The 20,010-nt window shown below is 48.1% G+C and carries 20 protein-coding genes; 5 read left to right on the forward strand and 15 right to left on the reverse strand.

The window, feature by feature from the left end:
• Nucleotides 1-151 precede the first annotated feature (151 nt).
• The 6 genes from dnaB to ACSR9A_RS05345 all read right to left on the reverse strand — a co-directional run bounded on the left by dnaB (nt 152) and on the right by ACSR9A_RS05345 (nt 6,949).
• The gene (gene dnaB, locus ACSR9A_RS05320) at nt 152-1,513 is read right to left on the reverse strand and encodes a replicative DNA helicase (protein WP_341283116.1); all 1,362 of its coding nucleotides are present in this window, start codon (nt 1,511-1,513) and stop codon (nt 152-154) included.
• Nucleotides 1,514-1,531: 18 nt separating this feature from the next.
• Nucleotides 1,532-1,975, reverse strand: coding sequence for a 50S ribosomal protein L9 (gene rplI / locus ACSR9A_RS05325; protein ID WP_056036137.1), 444 nt, complete (start codon nt 1,973-1,975; stop codon nt 1,532-1,534).
• Entirely contained in the window at nt 1,972-3,939 is a 1,968-nt protein-coding gene (locus ACSR9A_RS05330) for a DHH family phosphoesterase (protein WP_473756063.1), read from the reverse strand. Before ACSR9A_RS05330 ends, rplI begins: the two co-directional genes overlap by 4 nt.
• Nucleotides 3,940-3,957: 18 nt before the next feature.
• Nucleotides 3,958-4,908, reverse strand: a complete 951-nt coding sequence (locus tag ACSR9A_RS05335) for a DUF2232 domain-containing protein (RefSeq protein ID WP_473756064.1) — start codon at nt 4,906-4,908, stop codon at nt 3,958-3,960.
• Between the two features lie 514 nt (nt 4,909-5,422).
• Nucleotides 5,423-5,845, reverse strand: a complete 423-nt coding sequence (locus ACSR9A_RS05340) for a CBS domain-containing protein (protein WP_341280258.1) — start codon at nt 5,843-5,845, stop codon at nt 5,423-5,425.
• Nucleotides 5,846-5,899: 54 nt separating this feature from the next.
• The gene (locus tag ACSR9A_RS05345) at nt 5,900-6,949 is read right to left on the reverse strand and encodes an LCP family protein (RefSeq protein WP_473756065.1); all 1,050 of its coding nucleotides are present in this window, start codon (nt 6,947-6,949) and stop codon (nt 5,900-5,902) included.
• A gap of 212 nt (nt 6,950-7,161) precedes the next feature.
• Here ACSR9A_RS05345 and ACSR9A_RS05350 point away from each other — a divergent pair, with 212 nt between their 5' ends.
• The gene (locus ACSR9A_RS05350) at nt 7,162-7,515 is read left to right on the forward strand and encodes a DUF4870 domain-containing protein (protein ID WP_473756066.1); all 354 of its coding nucleotides are present in this window, start codon (nt 7,162-7,164) and stop codon (nt 7,513-7,515) included.
• 174 nt (nt 7,516-7,689) lie between these two features.
• Here ACSR9A_RS05350 and ACSR9A_RS05355 read toward each other — a convergent pair whose 3' ends face one another.
• Nucleotides 7,690-8,457, reverse strand: a complete 768-nt coding sequence (locus ACSR9A_RS05355) for a DUF1836 domain-containing protein (RefSeq protein ID WP_341280261.1) — start codon at nt 8,455-8,457, stop codon at nt 7,690-7,692.
• A 244-nt stretch (nt 8,458-8,701) separates the two neighbouring features.
• On the opposite strand from ACSR9A_RS05355, the gene ACSR9A_RS05360 reads away from it, so the two are divergent.
• Nucleotides 8,702-10,024, forward strand: coding sequence for a hemolysin family protein (locus ACSR9A_RS05360; protein ID WP_473756067.1), 1,323 nt, complete (start codon nt 8,702-8,704; stop codon nt 10,022-10,024).
• A 90-nt stretch (nt 10,025-10,114) separates the two neighbouring features.
• Here the strand turns inward: ACSR9A_RS05360 and ACSR9A_RS05365 are convergent, their stop codons facing one another.
• The 6 genes from ACSR9A_RS05365 to ACSR9A_RS05390 form a co-directional block, all read right to left on the reverse strand.
• Nucleotides 10,115-11,263, reverse strand: coding sequence for a cation:proton antiporter (locus ACSR9A_RS05365; protein ID WP_473756068.1), 1,149 nt, complete (start codon nt 11,261-11,263; stop codon nt 10,115-10,117).
• Between the two features lie 186 nt (nt 11,264-11,449).
• Nucleotides 11,450-11,794, reverse strand: coding sequence for an MmcQ/YjbR family DNA-binding protein (locus ACSR9A_RS05370; protein WP_473756069.1), 345 nt, complete (start codon nt 11,792-11,794; stop codon nt 11,450-11,452).
• A gap of 115 nt (nt 11,795-11,909) precedes the next feature.
• Nucleotides 11,910-13,088 carry an NAD(P)/FAD-dependent oxidoreductase gene (locus ACSR9A_RS05375; protein WP_473756070.1) on the reverse strand — a complete coding sequence of 393 codons (1,179 nt, stop codon included), beginning with the start codon at nt 13,086-13,088 and terminating at the stop codon, nt 11,910-11,912.
• Nucleotides 13,089-13,119: 31 nt separating this feature from the next.
• Nucleotides 13,120-13,548, reverse strand: a complete 429-nt coding sequence (locus ACSR9A_RS05380) for a DUF1641 domain-containing protein (RefSeq protein WP_046234592.1) — start codon at nt 13,546-13,548, stop codon at nt 13,120-13,122.
• A 253-nt stretch (nt 13,549-13,801) separates the two neighbouring features.
• A complete protein-coding gene (locus ACSR9A_RS05385; protein ID WP_473756071.1) occupies nt 13,802-14,968 on the reverse strand; it encodes an AI-2E family transporter in 1,167 nt (388 codons plus the stop codon).
• Nucleotides 14,969-14,999: 31 nt separating this feature from the next.
• Nucleotides 15,000-15,992, reverse strand: coding sequence for a substrate-binding domain-containing protein (locus ACSR9A_RS05390; RefSeq protein WP_473756072.1), 993 nt, complete (start codon nt 15,990-15,992; stop codon nt 15,000-15,002).
• A 183-nt stretch (nt 15,993-16,175) separates the two neighbouring features.
• On the opposite strand from ACSR9A_RS05390, the gene modA reads away from it, so the two are divergent.
• Nucleotides 16,176-17,054 (forward strand): molybdate ABC transporter substrate-binding protein, encoded by an 879-nt coding sequence (modA, locus tag ACSR9A_RS05395; RefSeq protein ID WP_473756073.1) that lies wholly within the window; start codon nt 16,176-16,178, stop codon nt 17,052-17,054.
• Complete coding sequence (modB, locus tag ACSR9A_RS05400; protein ID WP_473756074.1) at nt 17,051-17,725, forward strand: molybdate ABC transporter permease subunit; 675 nt, start codon at nt 17,051-17,053, stop codon at nt 17,723-17,725. The genes modA and modB overlap by 4 nt, the downstream gene beginning before the upstream one ends.
• 136 nt (nt 17,726-17,861) lie before the next feature.
• On the opposite strand, the gene ACSR9A_RS05405 is transcribed toward modB, so the two are convergent.
• Both ACSR9A_RS05405 and ACSR9A_RS05410 read right to left on the reverse strand, forming a co-directional pair.
• The gene (locus ACSR9A_RS05405) at nt 17,862-18,161 is read right to left on the reverse strand and encodes a metal-sensing transcriptional repressor (RefSeq protein WP_473756075.1); all 300 of its coding nucleotides are present in this window, start codon (nt 18,159-18,161) and stop codon (nt 17,862-17,864) included.
• 13 nt (nt 18,162-18,174) lie between these two features.
• On the reverse strand, nt 18,175-19,539 hold the full coding sequence (locus ACSR9A_RS05410; RefSeq protein ID WP_473756114.1) for an MATE family efflux transporter: 1,365 nt from the start codon (nt 19,537-19,539) through the stop codon (nt 18,175-18,177).
• A gap of 178 nt (nt 19,540-19,717) precedes the next feature.
• Here ACSR9A_RS05410 and ACSR9A_RS05415 point away from each other — a divergent pair, with 178 nt between their 5' ends.
• The gene (locus tag ACSR9A_RS05415) at nt 19,718-19,996 is read left to right on the forward strand and encodes an ArsR/SmtB family transcription factor (protein WP_473756076.1); all 279 of its coding nucleotides are present in this window, start codon (nt 19,718-19,720) and stop codon (nt 19,994-19,996) included.
• Nucleotides 19,997-20,010 lie beyond the last annotated feature (14 nt).

Below are 20,010 nucleotides of genomic sequence, written 5' to 3' on the forward strand. Positions count from 1 at the left end.
TTACTGTTCTTCTATTGCACCGGTTTTCCCTTACTTACGAGAACAACGGGTGACACACGAAGACAGCAATATTAGTGTAGCAGTACCCGAAATAGAAGTCAAACTAAAAACGAACAATTGTAGAAAGAGCTCTACAATTGTTCGGATATCATTAGGATGCCTGCGATGGATCCTCATGAGAACGGTCCAAGCTGACGAATTTATTGAAATTTTTCAGAAACACCAGCTCAACCGTACCAACGGGTCCATTCCGCTGCTTGGCAATAATAATCTCGATAATATTTTTTTTCTCCGATTCCTTATCGTAATAATCATCCCGATAAAGGAAGGATACAATGTCGGCATCCTGCTCAATTGAACCGGATTCCCGAAGATCGGACATCATCGGACGCTTGTCCTGACGCTGCTCAACGCCCCGGCTGAGCTGCGACAGCGCGATAACCGGCACTTCAAGCTCACGGGCAATCTGCTTCAGTGTACGGGAAATTTCCGATACTTCCTGCTGCCGATTTTCCCCTGCCTTGCCGCGGCCGGAAATAAGCTGGAGGTAATCAATCAAAATCATGCCAAGCCCGCGTTCTTTCTTGAGACGGCGGCATTTCGCACGAATTTCAGCGACCGTTATGCCGGGTGTATCATCAATAAAGATCTGCGCCTCGGATAAGGCGCCAATCGCCATCGTCAGCTTTTCCCAGTCGTCGCCCTCCAGAAAGCCTGTCCGCATCCGGCCCGCGTCCACATTCGCTTCCGCACAAATCATCCGCTGCACAAGCTGTGCAGCCGACATCTCCAGACTGAATATGGCGACCGTCTCGCGTGCCCGAACACCGACATTTTGGGCAATATTCAGTGCGAACGCCGTCTTACCAACGGAAGGACGGGCCGCAACAATAATGAGATCGCTGCGCTGGAAGCCGGACGTCATTTTGTCCAGATCGACAAAGCCCGATGGAATGCCTGACGTACCGCCTTTGTTCATATACAAGTGCTCGACCTTCTCGAACACTTCCATCAGCACATCGCGGATGGAAATAAACCCGCTGCTGGAGCGCCGATTGGAAATTTCGAGAATTTTCTGCTCCGCATCGCCCAGAAGCGCACCTACCTGCTCCGTTCCGGCATAACCTTCGGTTACGATATTCGTAGCCGTGCGGATCAGACGGCGCAGCAAGGATTTCTCTTCTACGATCTGCGCGTAATAATCGACGTTCGCTGCCGTTGGAACGGAGCTGGCCAGCCGTGCCAAATAAGACACGCCGCCAATTTCGTCGAGCAGCTGCTGATCCTGCAAATGCGCAGTGAGCGTAACCAGATCGATCGGCTGATTATTTTCAGCCAGCTCAATCATCGCTTCATAAATACGCTGATGGGGGCCACTGTAAAAATCTTCACTGCGAAGACGCTCCATAGCTGTAATCAGCGCTTCCGCCTGCAGCAGCACGGCACCGATAACGGCTTGCTCCGCCTCCATGTTCTGCGGCGGAACGCGATCAAACTTCAGCTCTGTACTCATCATTTCCCCCTATAACTATTATTCCTCAGTTGTTTGCACGCGCAGCTTGGCTTTCACTTCAGGATGCAGCTTCACAAGCACTTCCGTCATGCCAAGTGTACGAATGGGCTCTTCCAGCTCAATTTTACGTTTGTCGACCTTAACGCCTTGTGCAGCCAACTGCTCTCCGATTTGCTTGGATGTGATGGCACCGAATAAACGGCCGCCTTCGCCAGCCTTCGTTTTCAGCACGATCGTCATTTCCTCCATCTTCTTCGCAAGCGTCTTCGCATCTTCCTTCTCCTGCGCTTTACGCTTCTGCTCGGAAGCATTTTGTACTTCGAGCGTCTTCAGATTGCCGTCTGATGCCGGTTTCGCCAGTCCTTTAGGAAGTAAAAAATTACGCACATAACCTTCGGATACATCTTTAACCTCGCCTTTTTTCCCTTGTCCCTTAACATCTGCCAAAAAAATTACTTTCATTCAAATAACCCCTCTTCCTTATCAATTTCTTTTAGTACCGCTTTAAGCTTCTCCGCTACTTCACTAACGGTGCCCTCAAGCTGGGCGGCAGCATTCGTTAAATGCCCGCCTCCGCCCATTCTCTCCATCACGACCTGCACGTTCATGTCGCCAAGCGAACGCGCGCTTATGCCGATTAAGCCGTCTGTTCGCTCGCCAACGACGAACGATGCCAAAATATCCGTCATATTGAGCAGCGTATCTGCCGCCTGTGCAATTAACAGCTGGCCTACCTTGCGGCCCGGATCGGTTACAGCAATCGCGATATGCTCATAATGGACGCTAGCATGCTTAATAATTTCCGCCTTGCGTACGTACTCTTCCAAATCTTCCTTCAGCATCCGCTGCACAAGCATGGAATCCGCGCCGTTGCGCCTTAGGAACGATGCCGCCTCAAACGTTCTGGCGCCGGTACGAAGCGAGAAGCTCTTCGTATCTACCGTAATGCCAGCAAGCAGCGCAGTAGCTTCCCTCACATCAAGCACGATGCGATCCGCAATGTATTGGAGAAGCTCCGCTACCAGCTCGCAAGTGGAAGACGCATACGGCTCCATGTAGACCAGAATCGCATTCGCAATAAACTCCTCGCCGCGGCGGTGATGGTCAATGACGACGATTTTCCCATGTGCTCCAATTAGCCGCGGTTCCTTCACCATCGACGCCTTGTGGGTATCGACGACAACCGTCAGCGTCTTATTGTTCGTCATGGACATCGCCTGCTCCGGCGTAATGAACCGTTTGGAGAATCGATCATCCTCGCGCAGCATCTCCATCATTTTCTGAATGGAAGGGTTGATGCCTTCCAGCACAATGAAAGCTTCCTTGCCGAACATTTGCGCCGCCTTCGTAATCCCAATAGCTGCGCCGATTGCATCCATATCCGGCATCTTGTGGCCCATGATAATAATATTGCCGCTTTCCTTAATCAAATCTCTAAGCGCGTGCGCCACGACGCGAGCCCGAACACGGGTCCGCTTCTCGACCGCATTGGACTTGCCGCCATAGAAAGACTGCCTGCCGCCGATTTTGACAGCTGCTTGATCGCCGCCGCGCCCAAGAGCAATATCAAGGCTGGATTGCGCCCACTGGCCCAGCTCAACAATGCTCTCTGCCTCAGCAGCAAAGCCGATGCTGAGCGTCGTAGGGATTTTCTGATCGCAGGTAAGCTCGCGAACTTCATCGAGCAGCACAAACCGAGACTGCTCCAGCTGCCTAAGCGTCCTGAGGTTCGTGATGAGCATAAACCGGTCTGAGGTCAGCCGCTTAATATGAAGCTGATAACGCTGCGCCCACTCGGTAATCTCGGTCGTAACCTTGGACAGCAGCGCCGAGCGCTGGTTGTCATCCATGCCCTGTGTTACTTCATCCAAGCTGTCAATCATGACGATGCCCAGTGCCAGCTTCTCCTCTTCATATTTCTTGGAGAGATGCCACAGCTCGGTAATATTTTTCACGTACAAAATGCGCTCTTCCGGCTTGAAAATCAGCTGAAAAACATAGTTTCCCACTATAACCTGCTGCTCTGCCTCGCGTTCCTTGTCCTTCGTCTGGTGCAAGGAGGGGAACAGCTCTGCGATGGTCTGCCCCACGACAGAATCATGGCCCAAAATCTCAGCAATATAAGGGTTATGCCATTCGACCGTCTTGTCTTCATTATACAATATAATACCGAAAGGAAGCTCGCTAATCACATCATTGCCGGCCTTCTTTACCCGGTAAGAAATCGTACTTAAATACGTTTTTAAATCTTTGCGGAACGCCCGCTCCGCTAGAAAACCATATACGCTGAAACCGATCATAAACAGCAGAGCAATAAGCCCGATTCGCCATTCGAACCAAGCAAGGGCTGTCGTCATAACCGCCATAATAGCGAAAGCCGCCAACTGATGCATGCCATGCCAGCGAACAACTAAAAACTTTGGCATTTCCTGATCGCTCCTGTGCTAGGATTTCTTCGTAAATGACTTACGGATAGGGAAAGCAGCATCAAGCACACCGATTAAGCTCAGTGGCGAGAAAAGCAGTACAGGTATTGCAATAAGAACTGGAATAGCCGGGTTCCATTTGCGCTCATGGGCCAAATAGAAGAAGAAACCGACGGCTTGGATTGCAAAAGCGAGCCTCAGCAGCGGCAGTAAATTCAGCACGGCTACTCCCATGAAGGACTTGCTGTCTGGACTGACAAACAGGCTGAGAATGTAAACAATCACATAATAAATAACTAATACCCGCGGCAGCATCCAATCTTTCGCCAGTGGCATTCTCGGCACCTCTATGCCCGAGGATACAAGCACACGCCGCGAAATATATTGGGTAACAACAGCGTAGAAGAACGATACGCTAATAACAGCGAGCGGAATCGTATTCAGCATCATTTGAATGAGCATCTCGGTATACTCATCGCTCCATTCCGCAGGAAGCAGTGGCTGCAATTGCGGATCGCTAAATACGGAGCGGACAAAATTGCCCATTTCGCTAGTCAGGGACAAATCTAAAATCACTTCAAAAGCTGCAAATTCCATCAAAAACAGTACAAGCAGCGTAATAACCGTTCTTGACAGCACTTTATGTGCAGGCAGCTGCTTCTTGAACATATGCCCCATCACAATAGAAGGAACAAGGAAAAACAAACCGATAATTAACGCTGGAGCTCCTAATATGAGGAAGGACACTACCCATACCGGCAGCATATGCAGAATGAACCCACGCGCGGGAAGCGCTGTGTACAACACCACATAAGGAACCATAAGACACAAGATGGTCAAAATATTAAGAAAAGGTACAGCTATGGACAATAACAGGAGCAGTGCTACCGCGCTCCATAAAACAGATTTCATACCGGTCTTCAAACCGTTCACCTCTTGCACATGTATATTCGTAAATCTAGCCGCCATGCTTGCCAGACCCCATTATATCACAAATAAGCTTCACCGCATCCAACAAGCGTAAACGGCATCTCCTTACTTTGGAGGCCGTGCTCGTTTCGCGATGAAATAGAAGCCTATTTAGGAGACCGTGCTCGTCTCGCGATGAAATGTTAGGACGTGGATGCCAACGTAAGCGAGCCAGATGCTGATCGAATGTAGCGTCAAATGTAGTCCCTCTATTACTTGCCCTGAAAAAAGATAAACTTGACGGACACAGCAGCCGCTATTTCAACAAAATCAGAGTTAAGGATACGGCCTGCGGACTCAGAAGCAGCTAATCAGCTGCAAATAGCCATTTTGAGAGGGTAATGAGGGCAATAACGGCTTTCCTGTCCGCTTACGTCATGAATCTGGATTAAAAGCCGAAATAGCGGAAACTCAGTCCGGCAAAATAAAAGTTTGCATATTTCCAGCGTAAACGACAAGGCCTTACATTGATAAAAGGCGGAGAGCCGCTGCTCTCCGCCTTCTTTGAAATAGACTATGCCTCAATCGCAATTGCGCTTTGCATAATCGTCTGACAATAATCAATAATTTCACTTCGCCGCACAATGCCAATAAAATGCTCGCTGTCATCAACGACCGGCACAAAGTTTTGCACCTTCGCCAGCATAATGAGGTCTTCCATGTTCGCGTCAATTCGAACCGAGCGGTGACTGAGCCGCAGCGGAACGTCCGCCAGCTTGACTTTATTCGTCATTTCGAAAGTAAGCTCCGGCCTATTTTTCATGAACCATAATAAATCGCCTTCTGTGACAACACCTGCATATTCGCCCTCAGCGTTAATAATCGGTACGGCTGTGTAACGGTGATGCTCCATTTTCTCCAGCGTCTGCCTAAGTGTTGCGTCATGTGTTACCGTTACGACTTCCTGCTTGGGCAGCAGAAAAAACGCAATGTTCATCCGTCAATCAACTCCATTTCTTCCTTCGCTTACCGCCCTGAGACTGCCCGCAGTCTACTCGGCGTCGCTTGCGCTGGACAATGAGCCAACCGGCTTTTGCACTTTGGAGGTGTACTCATCCGGCATGATTAAATCCTGCTTCGCCGTATCTGGGTTCAGCCAGCTGCCAATCATCGCCTGCGTCTTGGACAAATCGTCTTTATCTGCAAAATAATACCATGCGCCGCCGTTCGTCAGCCTGTGTCCCTCGCCTTTCAGCGTATGGCTGTATATCGTGCGGTTATCCTGTTGCAGCAGCTGCTGCGCCAGCTTAATCATTTGGTCAGGCTGGATGTCCGTACTGAAGTTTTCGCCCATAATGTCAATCAGGTCAGGGATTTTGCTCCATTGACCGACCTCTGATGCTTTATCCAGCAACTGATTCAGAAAAATTTGATGTCTTCCCGTACGGCTCATATCGCCTCCGGCATCTTCACGGTAACGAACGTAATTCAGCGCATCATTGCCATTATATACATCCTGACCGCCTTTCACGACAAATTTTTCGTGATCGGGATCCTTATTTACTATATCTTCTGCAATCGGCAGGGAAATCCCTCCCATTGCATCAATAACAGCACGAAAACCCTGAAAATTAATAGCCGCATAATAGTTAATAGGCTGGTTAAATAGATTTTCGACCGTCTCAATGGCCATCTTGGCACCACCAAATGCGTACGCATGCGTAATTTTGTCCTCTTTATTTTTACCCACAATTTCCGTATACGTATCACGCGGGATAGATACCATGAGAATAGCGCCGTCCTTCGGACGTATGACCGTGTAGATCATCGTATCCGATCTTCCCGTTTCCTTGCCCCGCTGGTCGACCCCAAGCAGCATAAACGCGAACGGATTCGTATTCATATTGCCGACTTGAATAGGTTCGCGGCCTTCTATTGGTTTATAGGTTTGCTCCAGCCCAGTAGCTACCTGATCAGAGAGAAACCAGTTGAAACCCAGCATAGCAAGCGCTCCGCGATTAAAATAACCCGCCGTTCCAAGCACGAGCACCGCTGCGCACAGCGTATATATCCATTTCTTCTTTTTGGTCCAATTTGACATTTCCCTAACTCCTAACTATTAAGGTTATAGTGCTTCAGAAGCACACTCACCATCATAAACGACAACCTTGAGCCATAAGTTACAAAACTTTTACAAGACTTTGCTACCAATTGATGTATTCTAGCGAGTTTTGGCAGGAATAATAGTGGGTAAGGAAGAATATAGTATAACGCACCATTCATTTTTCGAATCAGAAAGGATGACCTTCACAAATGCAACAAATCAATCAACCTGATCAATCCTCAACTGGGCTCGATCCTAAGGTCGCAGCGCTGCTTTGTTATGTTTTTGGCTTTATCACCGGTATCATTTTCCTGGTCTTGGAGAAAAACAGCCGGTATGTGAAATTTCATGCGATGCAATCCATTATTACATTTGGCGGCTTGCTCGTGGTTACGATGGTACTGAACATCATCCCAATTATAGGCACACTGGTTAGCGGCCTGCTTAGTATTGCTGGGTTCGTCCTCTGGATCTTCCTAATGCTTCAAGCTTACCAAGGCAAGCAATTCAAACTGCCTTACGTTGGCGATATTGCCGAGAAGCAAGCTGCACAATTTAAGTAAATGGCACAAAGTGTAACGGCTGTCGCCATCCTTTGACGGCGCGGCGCGTTTCATTCCGAGAAAAATAAGGCTCCCATCCGCTTAAGGATAGGAGCCTTATTGTTTACCCGCCTTGCGCGTATGCCTGAGCAGACACTGTAAGCCTAATCGGACATGTCTCCTGCTGCAGCACGGTTACCGATGCAGAAACAGAGTGGCATTCAAATAACGGCGGGCCAGCGAGTGGAAATACGCCGTCTGGATCGAAATTGCTGCAATAAACAAAATATTGCGAAGCGCCTCCGACTGGTCGTTCGTCAAATCCGGCAGCTTCCGGGCAAAACGGTCAGCCGAAGCTTTAATCGCATTTTCCGTCAATGCATCCTGCTTGCTGCCACCCTTTACATGGCCGAATGTATCCAGAAGCTGATCGTTGTTTGCATCAAGCTCTTCAAACATGGCCGAGTAAGACGCATACAGCTCAAGCGGACCAATCAGATCGGCCGATTCATCCTCTGGCTTAATGAATAAAATCTCAAGCAGCTTACGAATCGACTCAAAATCGAGATTCGACTTCAAATCATCAATGACGAACAAAAGCGCCGCTTGATTCAGTGAATATTTTTTCCCCATTTTTGGACAATCGAAATAAACCTTAAAATCGCGCTTCACCCAATTCTGCATAGAGGTAATAGACATGTTGGAATACTCCACCATATGGCCGAGCGTAGCGATTTCCTGCAGTGAGAAGCCTCTCACCTCATTGCCTTTTATCATCTTCTCCAGAATGGGGGGAAGGGCCGTGGATAAGAAGGCGGGCAGAGAAGCTCCGGCTTCCAATGCATCGCGGTGCGTCTTCTTCCAAGCATCCTGCAGCACCTGCAAGGGACGATGTCCATCCTGTCCATCTAGCGCCATCAGCAGGCAAGCCATTTCTTTTCGAGTAAGCGTGAAAGACTCCATATCGCTTTCCTCCTACTTGTACTGAACCATTTCAAGTTCGAATGAACTTATCATACGCCTGCGATATAGGAATGTAAAGACGAGATAATAGCCAATAATATCAACATTTTTCGCATTTTTGCCTGTAATTTGCCTCATATGGCCTGCTAACAACGAATGGCGAGATTGCATATTGACCCTTGAGTTCGGTATATTAGTTCATAAGAACTTAAAATTCATTTAAAAAGGATAGTGAAAAGTAGACATGGGTATAGGACTTAATCTGTTATTGATTGCATTATTAATTGTGATGACTGCCTTTTTCGTGGCAACGGAATTTGCTGTTATCAGGCTCCGGGCAAGCCGGGTCGATCAATTAGTGCTTGAAGGCAAGAAAAACGCTCTTGCCGTACAACAGGTTACAAGCAATTTGGATGGTTATCTGTCGGCCTGTCAGCTTGGTATTACCATTACAGCTCTCGGGTTAGGTTGGCTGGGTGAACCGACAGTGGAGAAAATCCTGTTCCCTCTTTTTCAACAGCTTAGTATAAGCAGTGAAGTCAGTCACATATTGTCCTTTATTATTGCTTTCGCTTCCGTTACATTCCTGCACGTTGTTATTGGTGAGCTTGCTCCGAAGACGTGGGCAATTCAAAAAGCTGAGTTTATCAGCTTCACAGTAGCAAAGCCAATCATTTTATTCTACAAAATTATGTATCCTTTCATCTGGGTACTGAACGGCTCCGCTAACGCGCTTGTGCGCATGTTCGGTCTGAAGCCCGTTAAAGAACATGAAGACGCTCATAGCGAAGAAGAAATTCAGATTATTCTGAATGACAGCTACCAGAGCGGCAAAATCAACAACACGGAATATGGCTACGTGAGCCGCATTTTCGCTTTTGACGAAATGCTCGCGAAGGAGATTATGGTGCCCCGCACCGATATGATTTGCCTGTATTCCAACAAATCGTTAGTTGAAAACATGGAAATTATTCATAAAGAACAATATACACGCTTTCCTGTCGCTCAAGACAGCAAAGACAACATTATCGGCATGATTAATACGAAGCAGATGTTTTTGCAATTCCATCATAATAAAGAGTTTGATTTCAAAAAGCTGATCCATCCTGTACTTACGGTTTCCGAAGTGCTGCCTGTCAAAACGCTGCTTAAGCGCATGCAGCAGGAGCAAGTTCATATCGCCATTTTGATGGATGAATACGGCGGAACATCCGGCCTCATTACGATTGAAGATATCTTGGAAGAAATCGTTGGCGAAATTCGCGATGAATTTGATGCTGACGAGCGCAAGGATATTGAGAAGCTGGATGACAACTCCTACCTGCTTGACGGTAAAGTATCGCTCGACGAATTAAGCGAGCTGACAGGCATCAACCTAGAGCATGAGGAAGTCGATACGGTAGGCGGCTGGCTGTACAGCGAAATTCAAGATCCACGCATTGGCAAGGAGCTCCATCACCTGAATATGCGCTTTATTATTCGTGAGATCGGCAAGCATAGAATCAAGAAGGTCGAGCTGATTATCGAAGCCGATGATATAGATGCACAGGTTGTAACAACCGCATAAGACTCATAAGTTAAAATCGGGGCGCTTCTCTTTAAAATAGAGAGGCTCCCCGATTTATTTGTATCCCCTACATGCTCCGTCGTCCTAATATTAGTTTGCTGTCTGCTCCCGCTTGAACAACTGCTTCATCAGCGGCGGCGTAACCAGCGTTGTCACCATTATTACGAGTACAACCGGAGTAAAATAAGCCTGCGGCAGCAGGGCCGACTGCAAGCCGGCTGCAGCGATAATAAGCGCTACCTCGCCTCTGGAGATCATCCCCGCACCAATTCCTATGGAAGAACGCATATTGAAGCCTGTGAGCCTTGCTCCGGCTGCAGCGCCGAACAGCTTTGTCAGTATAGCCACAATGGAAAGCAAGGCGATAAACAGCAGCTGCTCGCCGATTCCGGCAAAAGTAACATTAAGTCCGATGCTGATGAAAAAAACAGGCACAAACAACGAATAGGCTATAGGCTCGATCTTCGTTTCGACCGTATGGCGAAGCGGTGTTTGCCCAATCGCAATTCCCGCAGCAAAGGCACCGATAATACCAGCTACGCCCATTGCATCTGCGAAGTAGGCAAACCCAAAGCAGATAACAAGCGCAGTGCTTATCGCCGCCTCTGTAACCGGAAAGCGGGACAGCCGCTTCATGACGAAGGGCACCAGCCACCAGCTCGCAGCGATGACAACAGCAAAGAACAGAACTTTTTTCCCGAGCAGCAGTGGAATAGATACATCTCCTCCTGAACCGAGCACGCTCATGACAACAGCCAGCAAAACAACGACCACCACGTCATCTACAACCGCTGCTCCGAGTATGGTCGTGCCCTCTCTGGAGCTGAGCTTGTTCATCTCCTTCAACGTTTGAACCGAAATGCTGACCGAGGTCGCCGAGAGCAGCAGCCCGAGAAAGATCGCCTGCCCAGAGGATAAACCGAACAAGACAGCTGCCCCGTATCCACCGGCAAATGGCAAAATAATGCCCCCCAGCGCCACCGAAAATGACGCTTTCCAGTCTTTACGCAGCTGCTCCAGATCCGTCTCAAGCCCAGCGATAAACATGAGCAGCAGCACGCCTATTTCTGAGAAATGAGCGAGCCAGTCGCTATTGTCGACCCAGCCAAGCAAAGCAGGACCGACGACTATTCCTGCAAGCAGCTTTCCGAGTACAGCAGGCTGACCGAGCTTAACGGAGATCGCCCCTGCGATTTTGGACACCGCAATAATTAGCATTAACGTTAAAATAAATTCCATTTCATCCTCCTCCTTTTGCAGCAAAAAAACGTAAAGAAGGAGCCCGCATATATACGGGCTCCTTACAAGCAGACAGAGAAATCCCGTTGTTGACAGACTCCTCCAAAAAACATCTTTTTATTCAATTACAAGCTCAATGCTTTTATTATACCTGAAATGAGCCTCTAAAACCATACTTTCAGCCCATTAACTTCCGCTCAAGCTCTCGCGTACCGCCTTCGGAAGCGACTTCACCACCAGCTCATAGGAGTGGGTGATCATGCTTTCGACCTCTTCCGGCTCCAAGCTGCCGTCCAGCAGCACCGTATTCCAGTGCTTCTTGTTCATATGGTAGCCGGGAATAACCGCCGCATGCTGCTCGCGTAAATTTTCTGCAATGATGGGGTCGCATTTGAGCGATATCGATTTCCGGTCGTCTGAAATCAGGGCAAACATCTTTCCTTCTACCTTCATAACCAGCGCTTCCGGCCCGAAAGGATAATCTTCAAAAGCGCCCTTCTTGCCCAGGCAATATTCAACATAATGCTCCATAGCCGTTGTCCCCCTTTCTTCTTATCGTACCATCTTCCGTTGAAAAAAATAAAGTTCCCGCCCAAACAGCTGCTGCCGTTTAAACGAGAACTTATTATGGTTATTCATAATTAAATTAGTAAACGAGCGAGAACAAGCCGTTAACATGCGTCAAGTAACGAACGTTACTTGCTTCCTTCATCAGGGAAGCTGCAGTGCCTCTCAGACGAAGCTGGCTTGCGCCAATTGTTCCGATTGCATCTTTGCGGCCAAGGCTCGCAAGAACGCCGGAGTTAACGAATTCAAACGATTTTTGCGGCAAGCCTTTGGATTGCGCGAACAAGTTATAGCCGATTGCTTCGCCCATTTGCCATGCGATTTGTGCACTTGGCGGATATGGACGACCATCCGGGCTAAATACAACTGCGTTGTCGCCAGCCAGGTAAACTTCAGGATGCGAAGTCGATTGCAGGAACTCATTCACAGTCGCACGGCCACGGTTCACTTCGATACCGCAGTTTGCTACGACAGGGTTGCCTGTAACGCCGCCAGTCCATACGAATGTGTTAGCCACAAGCGTTTGACCGTCTTTCAAAATAACTTCGTTGCCTTTTACTTCTGTAACCGCAATACCCATCAGCAATTGAACGCCGCGTTTCTCAAGGCTTGCTTTCGCACGGTCAACAAGCTCTGCAGGGAAACCAGCCAGGATCGACGGGCCTGCTTCAACATTGTATACCGATACTTCGCTGATGTTTACGCCGCTTTGCTCACACCATTTTGGCAGCATGTCGGCAATTTCACCGATCAGCTCAATACCAGTCAGGCCGCCGCCGCCAACAACGATCGTTGCGTCAGCTTTGTTTTTCGATTTTGCATACGCAGCAAGGCGCTCTTGAATGTGCGCGCTCACGCGGTTAGCTTCCTCAACCGATTTCAGCGTCAGGCTGTTCTCTTCAAGGCCTGGAATGCCGAAAAATGCCGTTTCGCCACCAAGAGCGATAACAAGCGTATCGTAGGAAGTTTTTGCACCGCTGGAAAGGTGAACTTGCTTCTGGTCCGGATCAATTTTGTCGACAGTGTCGATAACCAAATTGATGGATTTATCTTTGAACAGCTTCGTCAGCGGCAAAGCAACGTTGTTCTCATGAACGCCGCCAACAGCCAGACGATGCAATTCAGTTACGATTTGGTGCGATGGAATACGGTTAACAACGGTAATGCTTGCTTCCTCGGGGGATAAATGTTTGCGAGTTGTCAATGCGCTCAGCAAACCACCATATCCGCCACCCAAAATCAAAATATGCTTAGACATACTGTTCCTCCGTTCTCATTCTGATCCGATCTTAACGTTGTTTGTTGCGCTCAGCCAATACATCCAGGAACGATTGCGCGAAACGCAATGTTTGTTGAACCTGAGGATCTTTCAGCATTTTGAGAATGCCGAACAGACCGATTGTCGTAGGCTCTGCTTGTGCACGATCATTTGCTTCTACAGCAGCCGATGCAATGCCTTTAGCCTTGTCCGTAATCGGCTTAACGAATTCCTCAATACCATGCTTCATGTCGCCCATAAGTACTTGATCATTCGCCACAGTTGTTGCTACATCATAAGCTTTGGTCATCAAAGTAACCATTTCAGCAAGCTTAGGCAAGCTTTCTACCAGCTGATTCAGCGAGCTTTGGATTTCCGGTTTAAGCAATTGCTCCAGAACGTCCAGTTCACTACGTACAGATCCCGTCTGTACTTCTTGCTCTGTTAATGTTTCCGACATACGAAAAATGCCTCCCTTGCGTTGTTTGTTGCATGATTAGTTAAACGCCGTTACAACGGCAAGCCGCCTCTGAAAAAAGCCTGAAATTGTGAAATGTTTCACAATAAGGGCGCATTATTAGAGGGACTTGACCACACTCATGTTCATTTTATTCCTTTGCGACAAAAACTGCAATTACAACTTTTAGATCCTTTATTATATTTTAATAAAAGGACTGCTTATGCCAGCAGTCCTCCGTTTTATAATGCTTATATTATAGCTTAAAATCATTATCCGCATTCACTTCCTCCGCTGCGTAAAGCGGGGAACGCGCCTGCAGCCAGTGGAAGAAATTCGTTGCGATAACCTTCAGCACAGCATAGCCTGGGACGGCTAAAATAATGCCCCCTAATCCAAACAAATTTCCAGCGGTCAAAATGACGAAAATAATCGTAATGGGATGAATCTTCATGCTTTTCCCCATAATTTGCGGAGAAATAAACTTTCCTTCAATCAGCTGGACAATCGTCCAGATCACAATCATTTTAAGCAGCATGACGGGTGAGGTTACCATCGCTACAATGAGAGCGGGCGTAATCGCGATAGCTGGACCCAGATACGGAATAATAGCTGTACAAGCAGCGATCAGCGCCAGCACTAGCGAGTACTCGAGCCCAATAATCAAATAACCGATATACAGCAGCAGGCCAATACAGAAGCTCACAATAATCTGCCCTCTTATGTAGCTGCTGATTTGGCCGTTCATTTCGCCCATAATACGCTTCGTGTGTGCTCTCATGTTCGTTGGCAGTATAGCAGCAATATAATTCGGCAGCTTCTTGCCATCCTTCAGTAAGTAGAACAGAATAAATGGCAGTGTAATGACCGCAAGCACAACATCTTTAAGCGCTCCCACGAAAGACCCTACACTTTGCCACACGCCATTTAGCAGCTCCGTTCCCCGCTTCGTAATATTGCCGCTCAAATCTGACGGATTTATATTGAGCCACCGCCCAATTTCCCGCAGGTCGCCGCTGTGCATCAGCTCATCAAACTTCGTTCGCAGCTGATCCGCATAACCCGGTAAATTTTCGACCAGACTTACGACCTGTGTGCTTACAATTGGAATAACCACCGTCAGCAAAATCGTCAGCAAGCCCAAAATGACCGCAAAGATTACAAAAATAGAGTAAATGCGCGGAGCCTTCTTCGTCTCCAAATAGTCAACAATCGGATTTAGCAAATAATAAGCTACACCAGCTAAAATAATCGGCAGCAGCACCGTCTTGAACAATACGGTGAGCGGCGTGAACACGTAGGAGATTTTGCTCATGACGAAAATATTCAAACTTACCAGGAGCAGCACGAGCAGAAATATAACAAATTTATTATTTAAAATAAATTGTACAAACCGCTCTGTTCCTGTTTTAAAATGGTTCATCCGCTGTTCCTTCTTCCTGCTTTTGATGTTCTCAGCTTTCCGCGGTAATTTCCCCGGTACGGGTTAAATCATACCCTTCGATAGCTCCCAGCTCCTGCTTGAAGCTTTGCGACTGTAAAATGCGAATGACCGCATGAATAAAAACTTGATTGTCCGGCTTCTTCAACATAACCAAGTCATATTGCTCCTGAACAAGCGGAATATAGGTAACGCGGGAAACGTTCGCTGCAGCCCTCTCCGTTCCAATACCCACATCGGCCTCGCCTGACGCAACCTGCGCAGCTACTCCAAGATGATTCGTCTGCTCCTGGTCATAGCCCGTTATGGAAGCTGCCGGAATATGGTGCAGCCTCAGCTGCTCATCGAGCAGCACGCGTGCGCCGGCACCGCGCTCGCGGTTGATAAGGCGCAGTCCCGGCTTCGCCAAATCGGCCCAGCTTGCCAGCTTAAGCGGATTTCCCTTTTGCACGAACAAGCCCGCGCTTCTCGTCAGCAAATGCACAACGATATAAGGTGCTCCAATCAATAGTTTACGAATATAGGGAACGTTATATTCCCCTGTATCGCCATCCAGCAAATGCGTGCTGACAATGTCAGATTCTCCTCTATACATCGATACTAGGCTGTCCATACTGCCGACGTAGGAGCGCAGCGGGCGCAGCCCCAAGCCCTCCCGCTCGATATGCTTGGCTAGAATATCTAGGCTCATATCTTGTCCGGTAATGACGATAGGACGTCCCCCGCCAGCAGCTGCTGAGGCAGCGCTTCTGTCCGATAAATCCTGTGCGTACACGTGTGGAGTACCTTGATGCTGGGAAGCTGTTGACTTGCTGGCAGGCATATTAGCCTGGAGGCCTTTAGCCCGCAGCTTGTATGCTTCCAGATCGGAAGCATCAATTCGCATCTGCTTCCCTACCCGGTAGGACGGCAGCTCTCCTTTTTTAATTAAATCGTATACCGTGAGCTTGGAAATTTTTAATAGCTTGGCGATTTCTTCAGTTGTATATGAGATGTCAGCGGACATATTGGATCTCCTTAGCCTCGCTCAGCCTAGGTTGCGGGCTGAATTTGGTCATTATTTTCATACCTTTAATTGTAGCATAATATATTTCAAACATCCCATCTCCCTTTACAGTAGAATTGACACCAGTCTATAATGATATTTAGATATAAATAGATATAACAAACCATATTTGGAGGAGAGTTTATGTTTACACATTTCAAGAAACCTGCTGTACTATTTTTCATGTTGGCTGTGCTGCTAGTATGCGCGGCGTGTGGCGCGAACAATACCGGAACGGCTGCAACGGATACAAGCACAAGCAGTCCTAGCCCTGCTGTTGTAGAATCGGCATCGCCGCAAGCGAGCGAAGCTGCCGCACCTATCGAAAACGTAGCTTTAACGATTTCCGCTGCTGCCAGCTTGACGGATGCCCTGCAAGAAATCAAGCAAGCTTATGAAGCTGCAAATCCATCTATTTCCTTAAACTTTAACTTCGGCGCTTCTGGCGCATTGCAGCAGCAAATCGAGCAAGGAGCTCCCGCTGATTTGTTCCTTTCGGCTTCTTCCAAAAACCTGAAGGCGCTCGTTGAAGGCGGCTTTATTGGCGAAGATCAGCAAAAGAAGCTGCTGGCCAATGAACTCGTTATTGTAACGGGAGCTGACAGCAAAGTTCAAGTAGCAGCTATTGCTGATCTCAGCCAGGATACCCTTGGCAAAATCGCAATCGGTATTCCAGAAAGCGTTCCTGCCGGCAACTATGCAATGGAAGCTTTGACGAACGCTAAGCTGTGGGATAGCTTGCAATCCAAGCTTGTCCAAGCGAAAGATGTGCGCCAAGTACTGCAATATGTAGAAACAGGCAATGTAGACGCTGGTTTCGTCTATCGTACAGATGCTTTGACTTCCGATAAAGTCACAATCGCTGCTGCTGTTGACCCGGCAACTTACACACCCATTGTATATCCAATCGGTATTGTAAAAGAAACAAAGCATCAAAGCGAAGCAGAAGCTTTTTACGCTTACCTGCAAACAGCCGATGCGATGAACGTATTCACTAAATACGGGTTCTCCGCAGCGCAATGATTGGGGCAGGCATAGATTGGCCCGCATTTTGGACGCCGATCCGGCTTTCTCTTCAGGTTGCCTTACTATCGAGTGTTGTAACCCTTTTGCTTGGAGTCGTCATTGCAAAATGGATGTCGAAAGCAAAGTTCAAAGGCAAGCTGCTGCTTGAAACGCTATTCATGCTGCCGCTCGTGCTGCCGCCTACAGTCATTGGTTTCCTGCTGCTTGTGTTGCTGGGCCGCAGGGGCTGGATGGGCAAGCTGATTGAATGGGTATTTCATGCACCGGTCATTTTTACCTGGTGGGCGGCGGTTATCGCTTCCATTGTCGTTGCCTTCCCCCTCGTCTACCAGACGATGAAGGTTGGCTTCTCAGGAGTAGATCATCATCTTGAGGATGCGGGCCGCTCCATGGGCGGCCACGAATGGCAGATTTTTCGCTATATTACGCTGCCGCTTGTATGGCCATCACTTATCAGCGCTTATATACTCGGCTTCGCCAGAGCGCTCGGTGAGTTTGGCGCTACGCTCATGATTGCTGGCAACATTCCAGGTGTTACGCAGACGGTACCAACCGCGATCTACGTCGCCGTAGACGGGGGAAATATGACGATGGCCTGGGCATGGACGATGGCCATTGTTCTAATTTCCTTCCTTATGCTGGCGTTCACCCGAAGAAAGACCGAATAGCCGTATAGAAAAAATACACATAAAACAAGCCGTGCTTCTCTTCAGTAGAGAAACACGGCTTATCTTACTGTTAACTGGTAACCGTTCACTGTTTATCAGGTATCCGTATCCCTCTGTATCCCGTAAGCAGTTAGGGCTAGCGTATAAAATGCTCCAGCGCCTTATTCAAATCCTCCAGCGTTTTCTTCTCCCCATGGTGAATCGCATCCACCACACAGCTTTCCAAATGATCCTTAAGCAGCAGCTTGGCCGCATTATCGAGCGCCTTGCGCACCGCCGCGATCTGCAGCAAAATATCCGAGCAGTCGCGTCCATCAGTCGTCATTTCCTTCACCGATCGAACATGCCCTTCAATACGAGCCAAGCGATTAATAATTTGTTTGCGATGCTTATGTTCATGCGTATGTGTATGCGTGTGTGTATGATCCTGCTCCAATGTACATCCTCCTCTACTCACCTCGAGGGATCGCCTGCTCCGCATGCAGTCGAGACTTGAAACGCTGCATCAAATAAACAGATCGCATCAGTTGATCAATCGCGCTGACCAGCCAGACGCCTGCAATACCCATCTGAAAATGCAAGCACAGCACATAAATGCCCAGCACTCGTATTCCCCATATACCAATGATTGTACTATACATGGGGCTCTTCGTGTCGCCTGCCCCTTGCAGAGCTCCTGCAATGACTAGGCTTATCGCCAGAAACGGCTGAGCAAACGCATCAATTCCGAGGGCAGTACGAACCATCTCAACGATGACGATGTCGCCTGTAAACCAACTTGCAGCTATTCCTGAGCCAAGCCAGAATACAATGCCTATTAAGGTCATGAACACAACGGCTATCCATGCAGTCAGCAGCCCATATTCATAGCTATCCCGCGCTCGCCCCGCTCCCAATTGCTGACCGACAAGCGTTGTAGCCGCTACCGCCAAGCCATAACCGGGCAAATAAGATAGCGCAATGACATTGCCTGCTATCAAATGCGCAGCATATACTTCGGTACTAATCCGAATAACGAGTCCTAAATAAAACATTTGTCCGACGCGCATAATCAGCCGTTCTGCAGCGGCGGGCAAGGCTAAGGCTAATAGCGGATACGTGTAGCTCTGCGCAGATTGTTTTTTAAATAGGGAAAAAGAAAGCTTTGATTTCTGTATGTATTTGTACAACACCACTGTTCCAATAACGCGGACTATGGAGGTCGCCCAGCCTGCACCGGCAATTCCCCAGCCTTGCCAGCTCCCAATGCCAAATATGAGCACATAATCCAGCACAATATGAATGAGATTGACCCATATGCCAACGATCATCGGTGTTCTCGTATCGCCCGCAGAACGCAAAATGCTGCCGAAGATCGCCATAAGTGATATAAACAAGGAAGGCACCGCGACAATTTGAAAATAGATGACCCCCTGTGCCAGAACATCCGGTGCCGCTCCCATTAAACGCAAAATAGACTCCGCGAAAAATAAACTAACGAGCCCTAACGCTAGGCCTGTACACGCCGATATCCATGTCGACTGCCTTGCAATGGCCTTCGCTTTGGCGAAATCCCCTGCTCCTACTGCTCGGGCTATTAGAGAGGAGGTGCCAATTCCCAAAGCTATAAATAACGCTATATAGACGGCTATAACGGTGTTGCCAACCCCAACGGCAGCCACCTCATTCAGACCGATTCTAGATACAAACAACGTATCGATAAATCCAACTATAGTGAGCAAAAAATTCTCAATCATCGTCGGCACAGCAAGCGCCAATATGATCTTTATTTTTTCCCGCCGTGTCGTTATTCCGGTCTGATGAGCATCCAGCATCACATCTCAAGCCTCCCGTTTGTTTCGCATATTCTCCTCATCTTATCCCCCTAGGGGGGTTATTGTAAAGAAAATCCCACCTCACTCCTTCTTAAAATTAAAGCTTTACTTATTACTTGCCAATATGATAGCCTTATTTCTACAGATATAGAAATACTATTGGAGGAGGGGCTAGACCGTGGAGGAACAGGAAGCGGCGCAAGCCGCCGTAAAAGTTTATAAAGCGCTCGGAGAGCCGACTCGGTTTAAAATCGCTCAACTGCTCGCCAAGCAGCCTGACCAGTGCTGCAGCATGCTTGGACAGCAATTAGAGATGGTTGCAAGCTCTACGCTTTCTCATCATTTGAAGCAGCTGTCCGAATGCGGCCTGTTAAAGATGCGCAAGGAAGGTACGTTTATTTACTACAGCCCGGATATGGACGTTATACAGAAATACGCTCCTTATTTGCTGGCTTAATTTCTTTGATTTTA

Source organism: Paenibacillus sp. R-74696 (genome assembly GCF_055814915.1).